This is a genomic window from Salicola sp. Rm-C-2C1-2, from assembly GCF_040196175.1.
GTDB lineage: Bacteria > Pseudomonadota > Gammaproteobacteria > Pseudomonadales > Oleiphilaceae > Halospina.
In genome coordinates this window covers 12,369-28,532 of record NZ_JBEFNF010000003.1, presented here as the reverse complement: position 1 = coordinate 28,532, position 16,164 = coordinate 12,369, and the positions used below count along the sequence as shown (strand labels likewise).

The 16,164-nt window shown below is 60.0% G+C and carries 12 protein-coding genes; 11 read left to right on the top strand and 1 reads right to left on the bottom strand.

Annotated elements, in window-relative coordinates:
- Nucleotides 1-6: 6 nt before the first annotated feature.
- Nucleotides 7-1,914 carry a serine/threonine-protein kinase gene (locus AAF659_RS07260; RefSeq protein WP_349751059.1) on the bottom strand — a complete coding sequence of 636 codons (1,908 nt, stop codon included), beginning with the start codon at nucleotides 1,912-1,914 and terminating at the stop codon, nucleotides 7-9.
- 200 nt (nucleotides 1,915-2,114) lie between these two features.
- Here AAF659_RS07260 and tagH point away from each other — a divergent pair, with 200 nt between their 5' ends.
- The 11 genes from tagH (at nucleotide 2,115) to tssC (AAF659_RS07205) (ending at nucleotide 16,136) form a co-directional block, all read left to right on the top strand.
- Nucleotides 2,115-3,248 carry a type VI secretion system-associated FHA domain protein TagH gene (gene tagH / locus AAF659_RS07255; RefSeq protein ID WP_349751058.1) on the top strand — a complete coding sequence of 378 codons (1,134 nt, stop codon included), beginning with the start codon at nucleotides 2,115-2,117 and terminating at the stop codon, nucleotides 3,246-3,248.
- Nucleotides 3,245-3,691, top strand: a complete 447-nt coding sequence (tssJ, locus tag AAF659_RS07250) for a type VI secretion system lipoprotein TssJ (protein ID WP_349751057.1) — start codon at nucleotides 3,245-3,247, stop codon at nucleotides 3,689-3,691. Before tagH ends, tssJ begins: the two co-directional genes overlap by 4 nt.
- Nucleotides 3,684-5,027, top strand: coding sequence for a type VI secretion system baseplate subunit TssK (tssK, locus tag AAF659_RS07245; RefSeq protein WP_349751056.1), 1,344 nt, complete (start codon nucleotides 3,684-3,686; stop codon nucleotides 5,025-5,027). The genes tssJ and tssK overlap by 8 nt, the downstream gene beginning before the upstream one ends.
- A gap of 23 nt (nucleotides 5,028-5,050) precedes the next feature.
- Nucleotides 5,051-6,325 (top strand): type IVB secretion system protein IcmH/DotU, encoded by a 1,275-nt coding sequence (gene icmH, locus AAF659_RS07240; protein WP_349751055.1) that lies wholly within the window; start codon nucleotides 5,051-5,053, stop codon nucleotides 6,323-6,325.
- Between the two features lie 15 nt (nucleotides 6,326-6,340).
- Nucleotides 6,341-9,838, top strand: a complete 3,498-nt coding sequence (gene tssM / locus AAF659_RS07235) for a type VI secretion system membrane subunit TssM (protein ID WP_349751054.1) — start codon at nucleotides 6,341-6,343, stop codon at nucleotides 9,836-9,838.
- A gap of 12 nt (nucleotides 9,839-9,850) precedes the next feature.
- Nucleotides 9,851-10,522: a type VI secretion system-associated protein TagF gene (gene tagF, locus AAF659_RS07230; RefSeq protein ID WP_349751053.1), complete on the top strand. Its 672-nt coding sequence runs from the start codon at nucleotides 9,851-9,853 to the stop codon at nucleotides 10,520-10,522.
- A 3-nt stretch (nucleotides 10,523-10,525) separates the two neighbouring features.
- Nucleotides 10,526-11,332 carry a PP2C family protein-serine/threonine phosphatase gene (locus tag AAF659_RS07225; RefSeq protein WP_349751052.1) on the top strand — a complete coding sequence of 269 codons (807 nt, stop codon included), beginning with the start codon at nucleotides 10,526-10,528 and terminating at the stop codon, nucleotides 11,330-11,332.
- A 14-nt stretch (nucleotides 11,333-11,346) separates the two neighbouring features.
- Complete coding sequence (gene tssA / locus AAF659_RS07220) at nucleotides 11,347-12,477, top strand: type VI secretion system protein TssA (RefSeq protein ID WP_349751306.1); 1,131 nt, start codon at nucleotides 11,347-11,349, stop codon at nucleotides 12,475-12,477.
- A 64-nt stretch (nucleotides 12,478-12,541) separates the two neighbouring features.
- A complete protein-coding gene (gene tssB / locus AAF659_RS07215) occupies nucleotides 12,542-13,060 on the top strand; it encodes a type VI secretion system contractile sheath small subunit (RefSeq protein ID WP_349751051.1) in 519 nt (172 codons plus the stop codon).
- On the top strand, nucleotides 13,057-14,547 hold the full coding sequence (gene tssC, locus AAF659_RS07210) for a type VI secretion system contractile sheath large subunit (protein WP_349751050.1): 1,491 nt from the start codon (nucleotides 13,057-13,059) through the stop codon (nucleotides 14,545-14,547). Before tssB ends, tssC (AAF659_RS07210) begins: the two co-directional genes overlap by 4 nt.
- Before the next feature lie 77 nt (nucleotides 14,548-14,624).
- Nucleotides 14,625-16,136: a type VI secretion system contractile sheath large subunit gene (tssC, locus tag AAF659_RS07205; protein ID WP_349751049.1), complete on the top strand. Its 1,512-nt coding sequence runs from the start codon at nucleotides 14,625-14,627 to the stop codon at nucleotides 16,134-16,136.
- Nucleotides 16,137-16,164 lie beyond the last annotated feature (28 nt).

The window sequence follows — 16,164 nt, the reverse complement described above, 5'->3', positions numbered from 1 at the left end:
CCGACCTCAGGGCGATGCCTGGGCTCTACGGGTTAGGTCTGTCGCCCGCTCGAGCAGCGGCCCAGCAGATTCCAGTCGTTGCTCGCCCAGCCTCTGCCTGGCCTGCTGCATGTAGCGGTTGGCCAGAGCCTGCTGCAAGCTCTCCAGCTTTGCTGCATGGTCTGTCGATGCCTGGGGTAGTTCCTGCAAAGTCTCGAAAACCGCATTCAGCTCCGCCACAGTTTCAGCCCCGGCAACTGCCTTTTCCAGACGCATGAGCTTGTGCTCGACAGAATTCCCGGAAGCGCTTGTCACCGAGAAACCAGCCTGGACCCGTGCCCACGCCAGAGCTGGACCGATGTCGGAGTCATGGCCGAATGCCAGGTCGCCCAGAGCAACCAGATTCCTGAGGGCACCCGTGTCAGAGTCCGTCATGGCATCTTGCAGCGCTGTGCTGTAGGCGCTTCGGACCTCTGCCTCTGGGGCCGGGGGTTGCTCACCAAGCAGGCTGAGCTGGTTGTGACGTTTGGTGAGCATCGCCAATGTGTCTGCCTCCTTAAATCGGGTGGCAGCCAGCTTTTGCTGCCACTGCTCTCGCAGTGCGTCTGCAAGGGAAACGCGCCGTTGCTGGAACTGGTTCCGTGCTTTGCTGATGGCTGAATGGTTTGGGTAGTACCTTTGCGCCTGCTGAGCCAGTGTCAGAGCCTTTGGAACCGGCGCAAGCTTACCCTTCTGGAGCGCTCGGGTGGCCTCTGTGAGTCTACTGATATAGTGCTTGCTCAACAGCGGTTCACGGTGTCTCAGGATGGCGCCCCGCTCCAGGTCCGATAGCGCGGGCAGGGCCGTAATAATTTGCCGTGGGGTGGCACCCTGAGAAAGCAGGTCGAGTCCATCCAACTTGTTTTTCAGGGAAGGGGCTGTGTCATGGCTCATGTCCAGCCCGGCCTGTGCGCCAGCTAGAGTCAGGCTGGTGAGCAGTCCGCCTATGGCCGCTGCGGCGGGGATCCGCCATTGGCGGGGCGCCAGGGCTTTTTCCCAGCGCTCGGTTGAGGGTTGCGGTTGATTCTGGCGCAGCAGAGGGCGTATGACGCGCCAGACGCGCCAGGGAAGATGTTTCGGGCGTTTCAGGGGGTAACTGGCCCTCTCGGCATCAGTGAGCTCACGGCGCTCAAACGGGTGGCGGCTGCTGACAAGTTCGTAGGCGATACAGGCCAGGGCATAGAGGTCATCGTGGGGCCGGGATTCGTTGCCCGCCCTCAATGAGGGCGAGGCATAGGCTGGCGTATAGCCGAACATCCGGGTTTCGTCTTTCTGACGGGGTGCGAGATAGTCCTCTACCTGCTGTTGGGATCGCAGGGCACGGGCAACCCCGAAATCGAGCAGCTTCACCTGGCCGTCGTGGGTAAGAAAGACGTTGGATGGTTTGAGATCAGCATGCACGATGCCTTGGCCGTGGGCGTAGCGCAGCGTCTCCAGTACCTGCCGGATGATCCAGCGGCATCCTTTCCAGGGTAATCCCCGGGGGCGGTGGCGCTGGATCAACCTGGATAGCGGCTCTCCCTCGAGCAACTCCATGACGATGAACCAGGTATCGCCGTCCTGCTCCAGATCCTTGACCCGGATGATGCCGGGGTGAGCAAGCCGCATGGAGCGAGCGGCTTCCCTTGCCAGCATTGAGACGGCATCCGGATCGTGGGTCAGCGACTGGCGCAGGATTTTGACTGCAACCTGGCAGTCGTTTGAGCCGGCGCGCTCAAGATGTTCATCCACAGCCCGGTAGACGTCATTCATGCCGCCGGAGGCGACCAGCGCTTCAACGCGGTATCGTCCCGCAAGGCACTGGTCCAGTCGCGGATGGCGTGAGTGGTTGAGTGAGAGAGGCTGTTCGTCCGTTTCGGTCTGCTCTGTTCGAGGCCGAATCCGTGTTGCATCCATGCCGGAATTCCTTTCCCTGTCAATAGCGCCAGAGTCTAGCTAAGCGTGCTTGGCTGGGTCAATGTGTGGTCAGTTGGGTGTGAAGCAGGTCATTGACAGTCCCATGGATTGGCAATAGGATTTAAACGCGTCGGTACAGGACTCAAACCGACTCAAGGAAAAGAAAAAGTTATCAGGACTCCCAGGGACAGGAGAAGCCAATGGAATTGGCGCTTGCCATCACGAGCTATCAGCGACTCTCGCCCAATGTGACCAGCCAGTACCAGGTTAGTCCTGACCGGCGCTATACCTTTGGACGCTCTCAGGACTGCGACTGGCATCTGCCTGATCCGGAACGAGTTGTTTCCTCTGTTCACGGAGAGATTGTCTACCGGGATGGCGCCTTCCACCTGCTTGATCGTTCCACCAATGGTCTCTTTCTCAACCGTGCGGATACCCCGTTGGGCCAAGGCGGTGAAGCGGTTCTGAGTGATGGCGATCAGATCATGCTGGGGGATTATGAGATCAGCGTGACGGCTAAGCAGCCAGTCACGGAGAAAACTGAGGTTCCCGCCGCTGCGTCACAGCCGAATCCGGGCGCGCACACTTCGCCCCAGCAGCAAGCGACGGCTATTGCGAATCCCATGGCAGGTCTTGAGGAGGCTTCTGAGCCTATGGACAGCCACGTCACACTCCCGGAGGTGGCGATTCCTTCGGATTGGCAGTGGCAGGAGGGGCCCGCATCCGAAGCGCAAGCCGAGGCAGTGTCAACGCAGGACCCTGCCAGTGGCATCCAGCCCTTCGTTGAGGCCCTTGGGATGGATGCGGTGGCTAGCAGTTCGCTGTCCGATGAGGCGCTGAGTGAGCTGGGTGGTTTGACCCGTATCCTTCTGGATCAACTGATGAGTCTGCTTCGCCAAAGGGCCCGCGAGAAGCAGTCCCTGAGGGTGGAACAGACGCTGTTCGGGCGCCAAGGCAACAATCCCCTCAAGTTCTCCGCCACGTCCCAGGACGCTGTTGAAGCTCTGGTGTTGCGGCGCAATCCAGCTTTCATGCAGCCGCAGCAGGCCGTATCGGATGCCTTTTCCGATATACGCGGCCATGACCGAGCCATGCTGCGGGGGGTCGAGGCTGTGGTGAGTGAGCTGCTTTCAGATACTCCTGAGGATTCCGCGGCAATGTGCCTACCGAAGTGGGATCTGGTTCGCCGGGCGCGGGCTTATGGAGAGCTGAAGGCACGGCGTGACTGGCAGCGTGAGGAATGGGGCGATACCGAGCGCATGATGCGCAGCCCTGTGTTTGCGGAGGCCTATGAGGCTGCTATTCGGGAACAGGAAGCGGAGGGATACGAATGATGCGTTTGCTTGGCGCTCTGGCGATGGGGCTGATGCTGGGCGGGTGCGCCTTCTTCCGCCCGGTTGTTGATGTTCAGGTCACCGCTGGTGACTCGCTCAACCCGGACTCCGGAGACCGCGCTTCGCCGGTATTGGTTCGGCTGTATGAGCTCAGGAAGGCGGATACGTTCCAGGATGCCGGATTCGAAGCGCTCCATGGGAATCCTGAGGCGATGCTGGGCGATGAACTTCTGGGCGTGACGGAAACAATGCTGCGCCCCGGGGGGGATTGGTCCACGCAAAGAGCGCTTTCCGCCGAGACCCGATATATCGGCGTGACGGCCGCCTTCCGCAACATTGACGACGCACGCTGGCGCGTGGTCAAACCAGCGGATGGCATCTTCTTCGTGCCCGGTATTGACCTCCGGGTGGACGGCGTTGAGATCAGCAACAGGGATGACTGACGAGGTAACCATGACGGATACGATGGCCAGGGTGGCCTGGTCGGAGGGGATGCTTCTCCGGCCGCAGCACTTCCAGCAACAGGACCGGTTTCTTTACCACACGGCCCGGCTCCGGCATTTCCATCTAAGCCCTTATGGTTACGGAGTGAGCGAGCTAAACCAGGATGAGCAGCAGCTGCACCTCGGTCAGTTCGGGTTGGTCAATGCCAGTGGTGTCTTTCCAGACGGCATGCCTTTCAGCCTGGATGGTAATGATGGCCTCATTATTGAGGTTCCGGCGGATGCCCGCGACGAGCTGGTGTATCTCGCGCTGCCCTGTGAGCGCCAGAGTGGTGCTAATATCGCCGGGGAAGGAGAGGGCTCAGTGGCTCGGTTTGTGCTCCGGGATGCCCCACTGCCTGACGAATCCCTTGCGGAACATGATCCGGAATCGGTCGGACTGGCCCGGCTTAATCCGTGCCTGCGGTTGGGGCGTGAAGATATGGCTGGCTATGTGGCGATTCCGGTCGCACGCATCATTGAGGTGGCGAACGAAAAGGAGATTCGCCTGGATCGCCACTTCATACCGCCCTGCCTGGATGTGGGGCGCATGTCGGCACTGACTTCACTGTTGAACGAAACGCTGGCGATGATCCGTCAGCGTGGTGAGGCGCTCGCTGGTCGTATGCAGAAGGACAACCAGCAATCCAAGACGCTGTTCGATATCATGATGCTGCAGACTCTGAATCGCTGGCAGCCGGCATTGGAGCACTACGCCCAGAGCCCTGGGGTTCATCCGGAAGAACTCTATCGTTCTCTGGTTACGCTGGCGGGTGAGCTTGCCACCTTTACCCGCAATGAAAAACGGCCCCCTGAACTCCCACGCTACCAGCATGAGTCCCTGACCGGCACCTTCGGTGACTTGGGCGCCATATTGAGCCAGTCCCTGAGCACAGTGCTTGAGGAAACGGCGGTGGCGCTGAAGCTGGAAGAGGCCGATTATGGCATCAAGGTGGCACCGCTGAATGACAAGTCGTTGCTCAAGAATGCTCAGCTGGTACTGGCGGTGCGTACGGATCTCAGCACCGAAGAGGTGCGGCGTCGACTGCCGGCGCAGATCAAGCTCGGGCCCGTGGAGCATATCCGCGAACTGGTGAACAGTCACCTGCCCGGCATTCCGGTGAGTGCGCTGCCGGTAGCACCGCGCCAGATCCCGTATCACGCGGGCTATCATTATTTCATGCTGGAAAGCGGTGGGGAGCGCTGGCGCCAGCTCCAGCAAAGTGGTGGCCTGGCGGTGCACGTGTCCGGCCACTATCCGGGCCTGGAACTGGAGCTCTGGGCTATCCGCCGCTAATCACGTATTGAGGAAACAGGGTCATGACGGATCAGACCATTGTGAAACCCCGGCCCGGAGGCAGGAGCCAGCCCCAGCCGGAGAGCGCGGATGAGGGCACCCAGGTGGCAGCACCCCGGCCCAGCGCGGGGGCGTCCGATCTGCGTCTGCCCTCAACTCGGCTGGACCCGGTCTGCGATGAGGCCTCTCGGTTATTGTCGCTGGCGGACAGGCTGGGCCGGGCAGGCAGTGTGGCCGACGTTAGAGCGCTCAAACGCCAGTGCACCGGTCTTGTTACCGAGTACCAGCGGTCTCTCGCGAAGGAGGAAGTCAGTCCGGACACTGTGGACACCGCTTCCTACTGTCTGTGCGCACTGATCGATGAACTGGTACTCCACAGTGAGTGGGGGCAGGCCAGTGACTGGGCGGCCAGGTCGCTGCTTTCCGAATTCCATTCCCAGACCTGGGCCGGAACCCATTTTTTTGAACGCGTGGATCAGGCCAGGCGTGAGGGCAACCGGCCCTTGATACGGCTTCAGTACCTGTGCCTGGCATTGGGGTTCCGTGGGCGGTTCCGTGTGGAAGAGCGTGGTTCCGAACAGCTGGAGGTACTGCGCAACAGTCTTTACCGGGAAATGGCTCAGGATGGCGAAGGCCAGAGACAGCCTTTTGAAACTGAGTGGGAAAAGCGCGTCTTTAACGGCATCAGCCCTGTCCACCGTATTCCGTTGTGGTCACTTGGAGCCATTGCCGGTGGGTTGCTGCTGGTAGTCTACCTGGGGCTGACTCAGGTCCTGGGGGGGTATGCTGAACCGGTGGCCGAGCGGCTTACCGCTGTTGGCGTACCGCCTGCTCCCGCCTCTGGTGACTTTCAGGGTGATGGGCCGGATACCGACTATCTGGAACAGGTTCTGGGGACCGAAATAGAGCGGGGGCTTGTCAAGCTTGAGTCCGAAGATAGTCGCGCGAGCCTGATTCTGGGTAACGAGGGGCTTTTTGCGCCGGGGTCTGCAGCCATTCGTGAGGCCAGTAAGCCATTGCTGAGCAAGATAGCGCAGGCTTTGGAAGGGACTGGCAGTCTGGTCCAGGTGACCGGCCATACCGACGGCACGCCGATCAACAGTGAAGCGTATCCCTCCAACTGGCACCTGTCTTTGGCGCGGGCCACAGCAGTAGCGGATTTCCTCGGTCAGCGGGGCGAGCTGGAGGGCCGGCTGTGGCCCGAAGGGCGTGGTGCGGCGGAACCCCGTTTCAGTAATGACTCGCCCGAAAGCCGGGCAGGGAACCGACGGGTGGTCATCACCCTGACACCAAGGTAGGTGAGTATGCGCTTGATGGCATGGATGCGTTCGTTTGGAAAATGGATCACGCTGCGGGGGTTGCTTATCGGCCTCGCAGTAGTGGCGCTGGTACTGCTGATATGGTTTGGCGGTCCTCTGGTGGCGGTTGCAGGTTGGACACCCTTGGGCTCTGTTGCAGCGCGTCTGGTATTCCTGTTGTGTCTGCTGGTAGCGGGTTTGGGGATCGCTTTGTGGCGGGCACGCCGCCAGCGTTCGGATAACGAAAAAGTAGTCAGCGAGATGATCGCTGATGATGAAGGTGATGAACAACTTCAGGAGGAAGTTAACGAACAGCGCGAGCGCCTGCGGGAAGCATTGGCACTGGTGCGGCGCTGGCGGCCGGGACGCTTCCGTTCGGTGTACGATCTGCCCTGGTACATTCTGATCGGGGCACCGGGTTCCGGAAAGTCCACTGCTCTTCTCAACTCCGGGCTGGATTTTCCGCTGCGGGACCGACTGGGCGTTGAATCGGTGCGGGGAGTCGGGGGCACCCGTAATTGCGACTGGTGGTTTACCAACCGCGCTGTTGTGATTGATACGGCAGGGCGCTATACCGCTCAGGAAAGCGGGGACCGGAGAGATGCCGGGGGCTGGGAGTCCTTTCTGGGCCTGCTGCGTCGCTATCGCCCCCGCCAGCCGATCAACGGCGCTATCCTATCGGTCAGTGTGGCCGACCTGCTGCAGCAGACCCCGACCGAGAGAGGCCTGCATGCACGCGCGCTCAAGCAGCGGGTGCAGGAGCTCAGGAACCGCCTGGGCGTGGTCTTCCCGGTCTATGTGGTCCTGACCAAAACGGATCTTCTTGAGGGGTTTAGCGAAACCTTCGGCATGCTCACTGGAGCTGAGCGTCAAGAGGTCCTGGGCATGACCTTCGAGTTGGAGCCGGCGGCGGACAGCGAGGCACTGGCCGTCCGCTTCAGCGCGGCGTTTGATGAGCTGATTGAACGTCTCAGCCATTTCGCGCTTCACCGCGTTCAGCAGGAACGCACCACCGAGGCTACCCGTCGTCTTTACCATTTTCCCAAGCAGGTGGCCCTGCTGCGTGCTCCGGTTTGGACCCTGATCAATGAGGTATTCTGTCCGTCTGCCTATGAGGACACGGCGCAGCTGCGCGGGGTCTATCTGGTCTCCGCGGAACAGACCGAACATGGCTATGATAGGGTTTCGCAGCTGGTGGATGACGAGTTCGGGCTCACGCCCATGCGGGCAGAGCCCGAAGCCGTCGGCGTTTCCAGTGAAGGATTCTTTCTACGGCGTCTTTTCGACAGTATTGTCTTTTCCGAACAGGGTCTGGTTCGCCCTGATGGCCAGCACCGTTGGCGCCTGCGGTGGGTACAGCGTGGCGTTATTGCTTGCCTTGTGCTGGTTATGACCGGTAGTGGTATGGCCTGGGCTTTCAGCTATCAGTGGAACAGGGAACTGATCGCTGCCTATGATCAGGATCTGGCGACTGTAGAAAAAGCCGACCAGGCTGGGCCGGATAACTGGGTGCAGCTGGAACAGCTGCTTTCCCGCTCAGCTTCCTTGCCGGGAGTCGCTGGCACTGATTTTCCGGCGGGTGGGCCCCGCCATGTGGGGCTTGATCAGGGAGCAATGCTCAGCCAACTGGGTGAGGGTGCTTATGGGCGGCTGCTTCAGTATCATTTCAGCAGCCATCTTCGTGAAGCCCTTGAACAGGCGCTTGCGGACAATTCCGATAATACCGAATACCTCTACGAAACGCTCAAGACCTATCTGATGCTGAACCAGCACCAGCATCTTGAACTACAGCAGGTTCGTGACTGGTTTGAGGCCTGGTTGAGCCAGGAGTTGGGCGGTTCTGCGAATGAATCAACCCGTAAGCGGCTGCGCGCGCACCTCGATCGTTACCTGGCCCTCGGCCACAGAATGACGTTGGACGGTAAGCGGGTTGATGAGGCCAGGGAGCAGCTAGCACGCTTGCCCGTGGATGAGCGGGCCTATGAACGGATCAGGCTTGGTGCCAGGGAATCCGGATTTCCTGATTTCCGCTTGCCTTTGGTTCTCGGGTCAGTCGCGGACAGGGTTTTTGAACGCCGCTCCGGCAAGCCCCTGGATGAGTCCATACCTGCTCTCTACACCCGGAATGGATTTAAGGGGCTGTTCCTACCCGAACTTGAACGGGTCTCTCAGCGCCTAATGGAGGAATCCTGGGTTTACGGTGAGGATAGCGCACCATTTCGCAACCTGGATGAGGCAGCTCTGAAACAGGGGGTGCGGAATCGCTATTTCAGAGATTACGTGTACCGTTGGCGGGATTTACTGATGGATCTGCGTATCCGGTCCTTTGAGGCGCAGCGAGAAGGAGGCCGTATTGCCGCGGCACTGGCGGGCCCGGAGGCGCCCGTCGAGCGTTTGATGAAGGCGGTTACCCACAATACCCGGCTGGCGCCGGTACTCGAGGAAAAGGGTGGCAAGCTGGCCGATGCCGCTTCTGAGCAGGCCGGGCGCATGGCGGATCGGGCCAGTGGTCGCGGTCCGCGTCTCAGCAGCCTGATGCCGTCGGGAGACGACCGGGATGAGGCTTCCTCGACACCGGTGGACAATGCTTTCAGTGCCCTGCATGGGGTCTCTTCAGAGACCTATCAGTCATTGCGTGATAAGGCCGGTACTATTGCGGACTACCTTGCAAATGAGGATGTCGGGCTCGCGCAGGGTGATTTCCGCAAGGCCGTTTCAGGACTCCATGAAACCGTTGATGGAACAGACTCGGATAGCCTTGGCGCTTTGTTTAGTGGTTTTCTGCAGGACGGGCGCCGTCTCGACCGGGCCTCGCGTACCCGCAGCCTCAACGAACTCTGGCAGAGCGACGTTTATAAAGAATACCGCGAGGCCATTTCCGGCCACTACCCGATTGATCTCGAGGCGTCTGAGTCGATTGCGCTTCAGGACTTTGTGCGCTTTTTCGATTATGGCGGCACCCTCGATGCTTTTGTGGAGGAGCATCTCGCCGGGCGGATTGACCGCTCTGGTTCGCCCTGGGAGGTGACCGGCGATCTCGATATCCAGCGCCGTACTCTGCGTCTTCTGGAACACGCAGAAAGGCTGCGTAGCGCTTTCTTCAGTCCTGATGGTGAGGGTCTGGCGGTCAGTTTCAGTCTGCGTCCCAGCCAGCTGGATGCCAATGTGACCCGTCTGGATCTGACGCTGGGTGAACAGACACTGGTGTACCGTCATGGGCCGGAACGCGATCAGGGCTTCCGGTGGCCTCTGGAGGCGGATGACGGCGTCTCGGTGGTGTCCCTGAAACCTGCTGGTGACAATTTGGAACCGCTGCGCCGGCGCTACCAGGGCGAGTGGTCGGTTTTCCGTTTTCTCCAGTCCGGTGGTGCTCTCAAGGGCAATGGTCGGAGTCGGGATGTAACCGTGGAGATGGATGGCTACAGCGCTGGGTTTGAATTGACCGCTGATTCCGTCCGCCATCCATTCAGCCGGGATCTGTTCAAGCCATTCTGGCTGCCGCCAAACCTGTAAAGGAGAGTGACCATGGAGTGGGGTTATATGGGCAAGGTCCCCAGCCGCGGTGATTTCGTTGCGCAAGGGGTGTCTGGCGAGCTGCGTGAGCGCTGGTTTGAGTGGTGCCAGTCAGCCCTTGCGGTCAGCCGCGAGCAGCTCGGTGATCAGTGGCTGGACGCCTACCTGACCTGTCCCATCTGGCATTTCGCGGCGGGACCGGGCGCTCTTGGCGAAGGCGGCATGATTGGAACCCTGATTCCTTCGGTGGATCGGGTCGGGCGGCATTTCCCGTTTCTGGTCGTCGGCGGCCACGAGGGCACGCTGCTGGATGCCTGGCGCCAGCCCGAGTGGTTCAGCGCTATGGAAGAGCGCGTCCTGGCCGTGCTTGAAGACGACTGGGAGGAAACTCTCTGGTCTCAGGGGCTGGCAGTCATCAATGGACCTGAAGCCGAAGTGGGTCGTCTGCAGTGGCCAGAGGGTGATGGCAACCTGATGCTGCCAGGAGAGGCGCGTGAAGAGGACTGGTTGGCGGCCGTGTTCGGGGCGCGTCGCGCGCGGATGCTGTGGTGGACCCAGGGGTCCGCCTTTGTGGCGCCCGCCACCCTTCTGACCGAGGGCCTCCCCCAGGTGGGCCAGTTTGCGGCTATGCTCGCTGGCCAATGGCGCGAACATGGCTGGCGACAGGGCGTGATGACGGAGTAGGCCATGGAATTGCATTCGGTGGGCTTCACGCATCAGGGCGGGACCCGGGAACACAATGAAGACGCGTGGCGAGCCTGGCCCGAGGCTGGTCTCTGGCTCGTGGTTGATGGTATGGGTGGACACAGCGCCGGTGACGTGGCAAGCCGCATCATCTGCGACACTGTTGCCCATGATTTGGCCCAGGCCGGTGCCTCTGCCTATGATGGCGACTGTCTCGCGCGCTCCCTCCAGGCTGCCAATCAGGCGATCAGGGATTACGGCTCGCGGTCACTTAATGGCGGCACACTGGGGGCGACCGTGGTGGCACTGAAGATCCGGGATGGCCGGTATCAGTTGCTCTGGGCGGGCGACAGCCGTTGCTATCGCCTGCGATCCCAACGCCTGGAACAGCTTACGCAAGACCACAGCCAGGTCAATGACATGATTCGTGCCGGCGTGCTCGCACCGGAAGAAGCGCGAGGGCATCCGCTGGCGCATGTGGTTACCTGTGCCCTGGGCGTTGAGCCGCAGATTGAGCTGGAGCGGATCCAGGGGGAGGCCAGGCCAGGGGATCTGTTCATGCTGTGCAGTGATGGGATCAGTGACGAGTTTGTGGATGGGCAGTTGCATGGCTTTCTGGCCAATACCAGTCTCCAGGATGCGAACGACGCCATCCTTTATTCGGCATTGGTTAACAGATGCAGCGATAATATTACCTGCCTTCTGGTCAAAGCCGAAACGAGCAGTTACCATTCAGAACAGATAAGGAAAGCGCGGGATCCGGACGCCACTATACCGGTACGGGTGCCGCCAAGAACGACACAGGGATAACGTGCGTGCGGTTTATGGACGATACAGCGACACCTTTCTTCGACTTCAAAGCCCTCATCAAACCGATTTCCGAAGCGGATCCCTGCGGTGATGACATCCGTGAGGATGACACGCCGGAAGCCCCTTATTTCCATCTCAAAGACCTTCGAAGCCAGGCTCGTGCTGTTGAACGAGAACACCAGGTTGATGGCGATACGGTTACCCCCGCCCAATGGTTTGAGCTGATGGAGCGCATTCCGGGTATCCTCGCCAGCCGCAGCAAGGATGTCGAGCTGGTAGCCTGGTACATTGAAGCCCTGTGCCGCCAGCATGGTTTCGAAGGACTGGCCCAGGGCTTTGAGCTTGCCTGTTCCATGCTGGAGCATCACTGGGAGCAGCTGCATCCCTTCCCTGATGAGGAGGGCATGACCACTCGAATCGCCCCGCTGGTCGGTCTCAACGGAGGCGATGCCGAAGGAACCCTGATTCAGCCGGTTCTCGCGATTCCGCTTCTGGCCCACCCTGAATCCGGGTGGATTGCGGCCTGGCAGCTTGAGCAGGCGGCCGAAATGGCCCGGCTGGATGAGCAAAAGGCGCAGCAGCGCATAGCCGCCGGTGTGCCTTCCGAGGAGGAAGTCGCCCGCGCTGTAAGAGAGACCCCCTTGAGTGATCTGCAGGCGCTCTACGATGCCATGGAGCGGGCGCAGTCAACCTTCACCGCTCTGAGCGAGGCTATGGACCGGGCTATGGAAGGCGAACCTCAGCCCACCAGCCACATCCGTTCGGTACTGCAGCGTTGCCGCAGTATCTTTAACCATTATGCTGGCGAACGTCTGCAACGGGCCCAGGCCGCTCCGGCTGCGGAGACAGGGGAACAAGATCCAGCATCGGAGGGCGGCACCGGTCAGGTAGCGGGCACAGGCGCTCAGGACCCGGTCCGCATTGCTATCGACAGCCGTGCGCGGGCGCTTGAGCAGCTGCGTGAGCTGGCAGCTTTCTTCCGGCAGACGGAGCCGCATTCGCCGGTTTCCTATGCGATTGATCAGGCCGTGCGCTGGAGCGAGATGCCATTACCGGAACTGATGCAGGAACTGATTGAGGACAGAAGCGTTCGTGACGGTTTTGCCCGGGTGACCGGGGTGCCGTTACCGAATGCTGGTAGCTGAACCTGAGCAGGCCTGACGAGGGAGTCAGGCTGTTATTCCTGAAGGACGACAAGGAGAAACTGACATGGAAAGCGTCCACGATAAGCTCTCACGAGTCCGCAAGCCGCGGGTCCACATCACTTATGACGTCGAAACTGAAGGCGCCATGGTCAAGAAAGAACTGCCTTTTGTGGTTGGTGTCATGGGTGATTTTTCGGGTAACAGCAATACCGACCCCAAGCCCCTGAAGGATCGCCGGTTTATCCAGATCGACCGGGACAACTGCGACGATGTCATGCGGCGCATGAGCCCGAAGCTGTCAATGAAAGTTGCCAATAAGCTCACTGGCTCCGATGACGACTCAGAGATGGCGGTGGATCTCGAATTCAACCGGATGGAGGATTTTGAACCTTCGGCCATCGTGAATCAGGTGGAGCCACTTCGGGAGCTCATGGAGACGCGCAACAGGCTGCGTGATCTTATGACCAAGGTAGACCGTTCGGAAGAGCTTGAAGGGCTGCTGGAGCGGGTTCTCAGTAACTCTGAAGACCTGAACAGTCTGAAAGAGCAACTGGGCACCACGGAAGGGGAGGACTCGCAATGAGTACGGAAGAGCAGACACAGGAAGCGCTAGCGGAACAGGCTGACGAGCTGAGTCTTTTGGATCAGGCGATCGGGGCGACCAAACAGACGGAAAGTGACCGTGCGCGGGAGCTGATCCGCACGCTCACCGATGAGGCCATGAAGGGCACGGTGACTTGGAACAAGAACCTGAATGTCACGTTTAATCAGGCGATTGCGGCGATTGATGAGGCGATCTCCAGTCAGCTTTCCGAGATTATGCACAAGGAGGATTTCCAGAAGCTGGAAGGGTCCTGGCGCGGGCTTCAGCATCTGGTGATGAACTCGGAGACAGGCTCCACACTCAAGATCCGCGTGCTCAATGTGAGTAAGAAGGAGCTGCACCGGGATCTGTCCAAGGCGGTGGAGTTTGATCAGAGCCAGACGTTCAAGAAGGTCTACGAGTCTGAATTCGGTACCCCTGGGGGGGAGCCCTATGGGGCGCTGATCGGCGACTACGAGTTCAGTAACCACCCCACGGATATGGAGACCCTGAGCCTGATGTCCAACGTCGCGGCGTCGGGGTTCTGTCCGTTCATCGCGTCTTCGGGGCCGGGACTCTTCGGCTTTGATGACTGGACTGAGTTAGCCAAGCCGCGTGATCTGGAGAAGGTCTTTGAATCCGTTGAGTACGCCAAGTGGCGCTCTTTCCGCGAGAGTGATGACGCCCGGTTCGTTACCCTGACGATGCCACGGGTTCTGGCGCGCCTGCCGTATGGCTCGGCCACGCAGCCCGTAGAGGCCTTCAACTTCGAGGAATTCAGTCGGGATCCGGAGTCCGGAATGTCTATGGCGGCTGATCACAACGACTACTGCTGGATGAATGCGGCCTACGTCATGGGCACCCGCCTGACCCAGGCGTTCGCCAAATACGGTTTCTGCACCGCCATCCGGGGCGCCGAGGGTGGTGGCAAGGTGGAAGGTCTGCCTACCCATGTCTTCCAGAGTGATGACGGCGACCCGGATCTGAAATGCCCCACTGAAATCGGCATCACCGATCGGCGCGAGGCGGAGCTGAGCAAGCTCGGTTTCCTGCCATTGTGCCATTACAAGAACACGGATTACGCAGTTTTCTTTGGGGCCCAGACCTGTCAGAAACCGAAAGTCTTTGATAACCCGGATGCCACTGCCAACGCGGCCATCTCCGCGCGCCTGCCTTACCTGATGGCAACCTCGCGGTTTGCGCACTATCTGAAGGTCATGGCGCGGGACAAGATCGGTTCCTTCATGGAAGCTGAAGACGTGGAAAACTGGCTTAACCGGTGGATCCTCAACTACGTGAACGGATCTGAAGGAGGTGGGCAGGATATCCGCGCACGCTATCCGCTGGCGGATGCGAAAGTGGAGGTGCGCGAGATTCCGGGGCGGCCTGGTTCCTATAACGCCGTCGCCTGGCTCCAGCCCTGGCTGCAGCTTGAGGAACTGTCCACCTCGCTGCGTATGGTGGCGAAGATACCGGAGGCTGGTTAACCCGGCTCCCGGCCTAACGGCAAAACAGCAGATGGAATGACGGGGCTTGGGCTCCGTCCCCGTTGCAGGGACGCGCTATGAACACCGCTCTTCGGTTTGTGCACAGTGATTATCTGCAAAGACCGGCCTCGCAAAAACCGTACGTGGTGCCTGAATCAGGCTTTTCGGCCCGTTTCGTCGCGGAGGCGGATGATGTTTTTGCGTTACTGATGGAGTTGAGCCGGCATAACTCCGGAGGTTCATGGGAGGGCTCCAGAATCCGGTTGCTGCTCGCACAGGCATTGGATGATGTGGATCGCCGGATCAACGAACAGCTTAATGCGATCCTCCATCATCCGGACCTGAAGGCGCTTGAAGCCAACTGGCGTGGTGTCTGGCTGCTGACTGAACAGGCGGCTCATGATGATGGTGAGGGTCGGGTCCGGGTGAAAATCCTGGACCAGAGCTGGCGGGAACTGTCGAGGGACCTGTCGCGTGCCATCGAATTCGACCAGTCCTGGATGTTTTCGCACATATACTCGCAAGAGTTCGGGAGCCCGGGCGGCGAGCCTTTTGGGCTGCTGCTCGGAACCTACAGTGTCAGTCATCGGATGCCTGGCGGCCAATCCAACCTGGACACGCTGCAGGAATTGACAAAGGTGGCTGCTGTTGCCTTTGCGCCCCTCATACTGGATGCGGCGCCGAGTTTCTTCGGCGTGGATCAGTTTGCGGAGCTGGCGAGTGTTACGGATCTGGAGAATCATTTCAATCAGCCCGAGTTGACGAAGTGGCGATCATTACGACAGACAGCAGATGCACGGTTTCTGGGGCTGGCGATGCCACGGATGCTAATGCGTCAACCGTATCCGGATGCCGGCTGCGGGCCAGAAGGTTTCCGTTTCCAGGAAGAGCGCGCTGATTCGGAGACAGACTACTTGTGGGGGAACGCCTGCTTTTCCGTGGGAACCGTGGCGATCCGTGCGTTCTGCCAGTCCGGTTGGTTTGCGCAGATCCGTGGTTACCGCGAAGGGCGCATTGCCCACGGAACCGTGGACAATATGCCGGCGATTCAGGCGCTGTCCTCTGCCGGGCGGCTTTTCCCAACACGCAGCCCGGTGGAATGGCAGGTCAGCGACCGCATGGAGCGGGTTCTGTCCGAGGAGGGATTCATTCCCCTGATGCCGTTGGCGAATACAGAGATGCTGGTGCTGCAATCAGTGCCCTCGGTGCAAGAGCCTGCGCACTATGACAGCGGTGAGGCGCAGGTCAGTGCCCGTCTGGCAGCGATGCTGCACTACACGCTCTGTGTCTCGCGCTTCGCCCATTATCTGAAGGTGATGGGTCGCGATCGAGTCGGTGGCTATCGCTCCCCCGAGGAGTGTGAAACCCACCTCCAGAAGTGGCTCCACAGCTATACCATGGCCACTGAAGGCGCATCCGACGAGATGCGTGCGCGCTTTCCTCTGCGCAGCGCCAGTGTCTCGGTGAAGCAGAAAGTGGGGGACCCTGGACGCTATTACTCAGTGATCCGTCTGCAGCCCCACTTCCAGCTGGATCAGCTGGTCACCAGCATGCGGTTGATTACAGAGCTCACGCCGATTCAGACATAACGGCGGCAAAAAGGAAGAAGGCGGACTC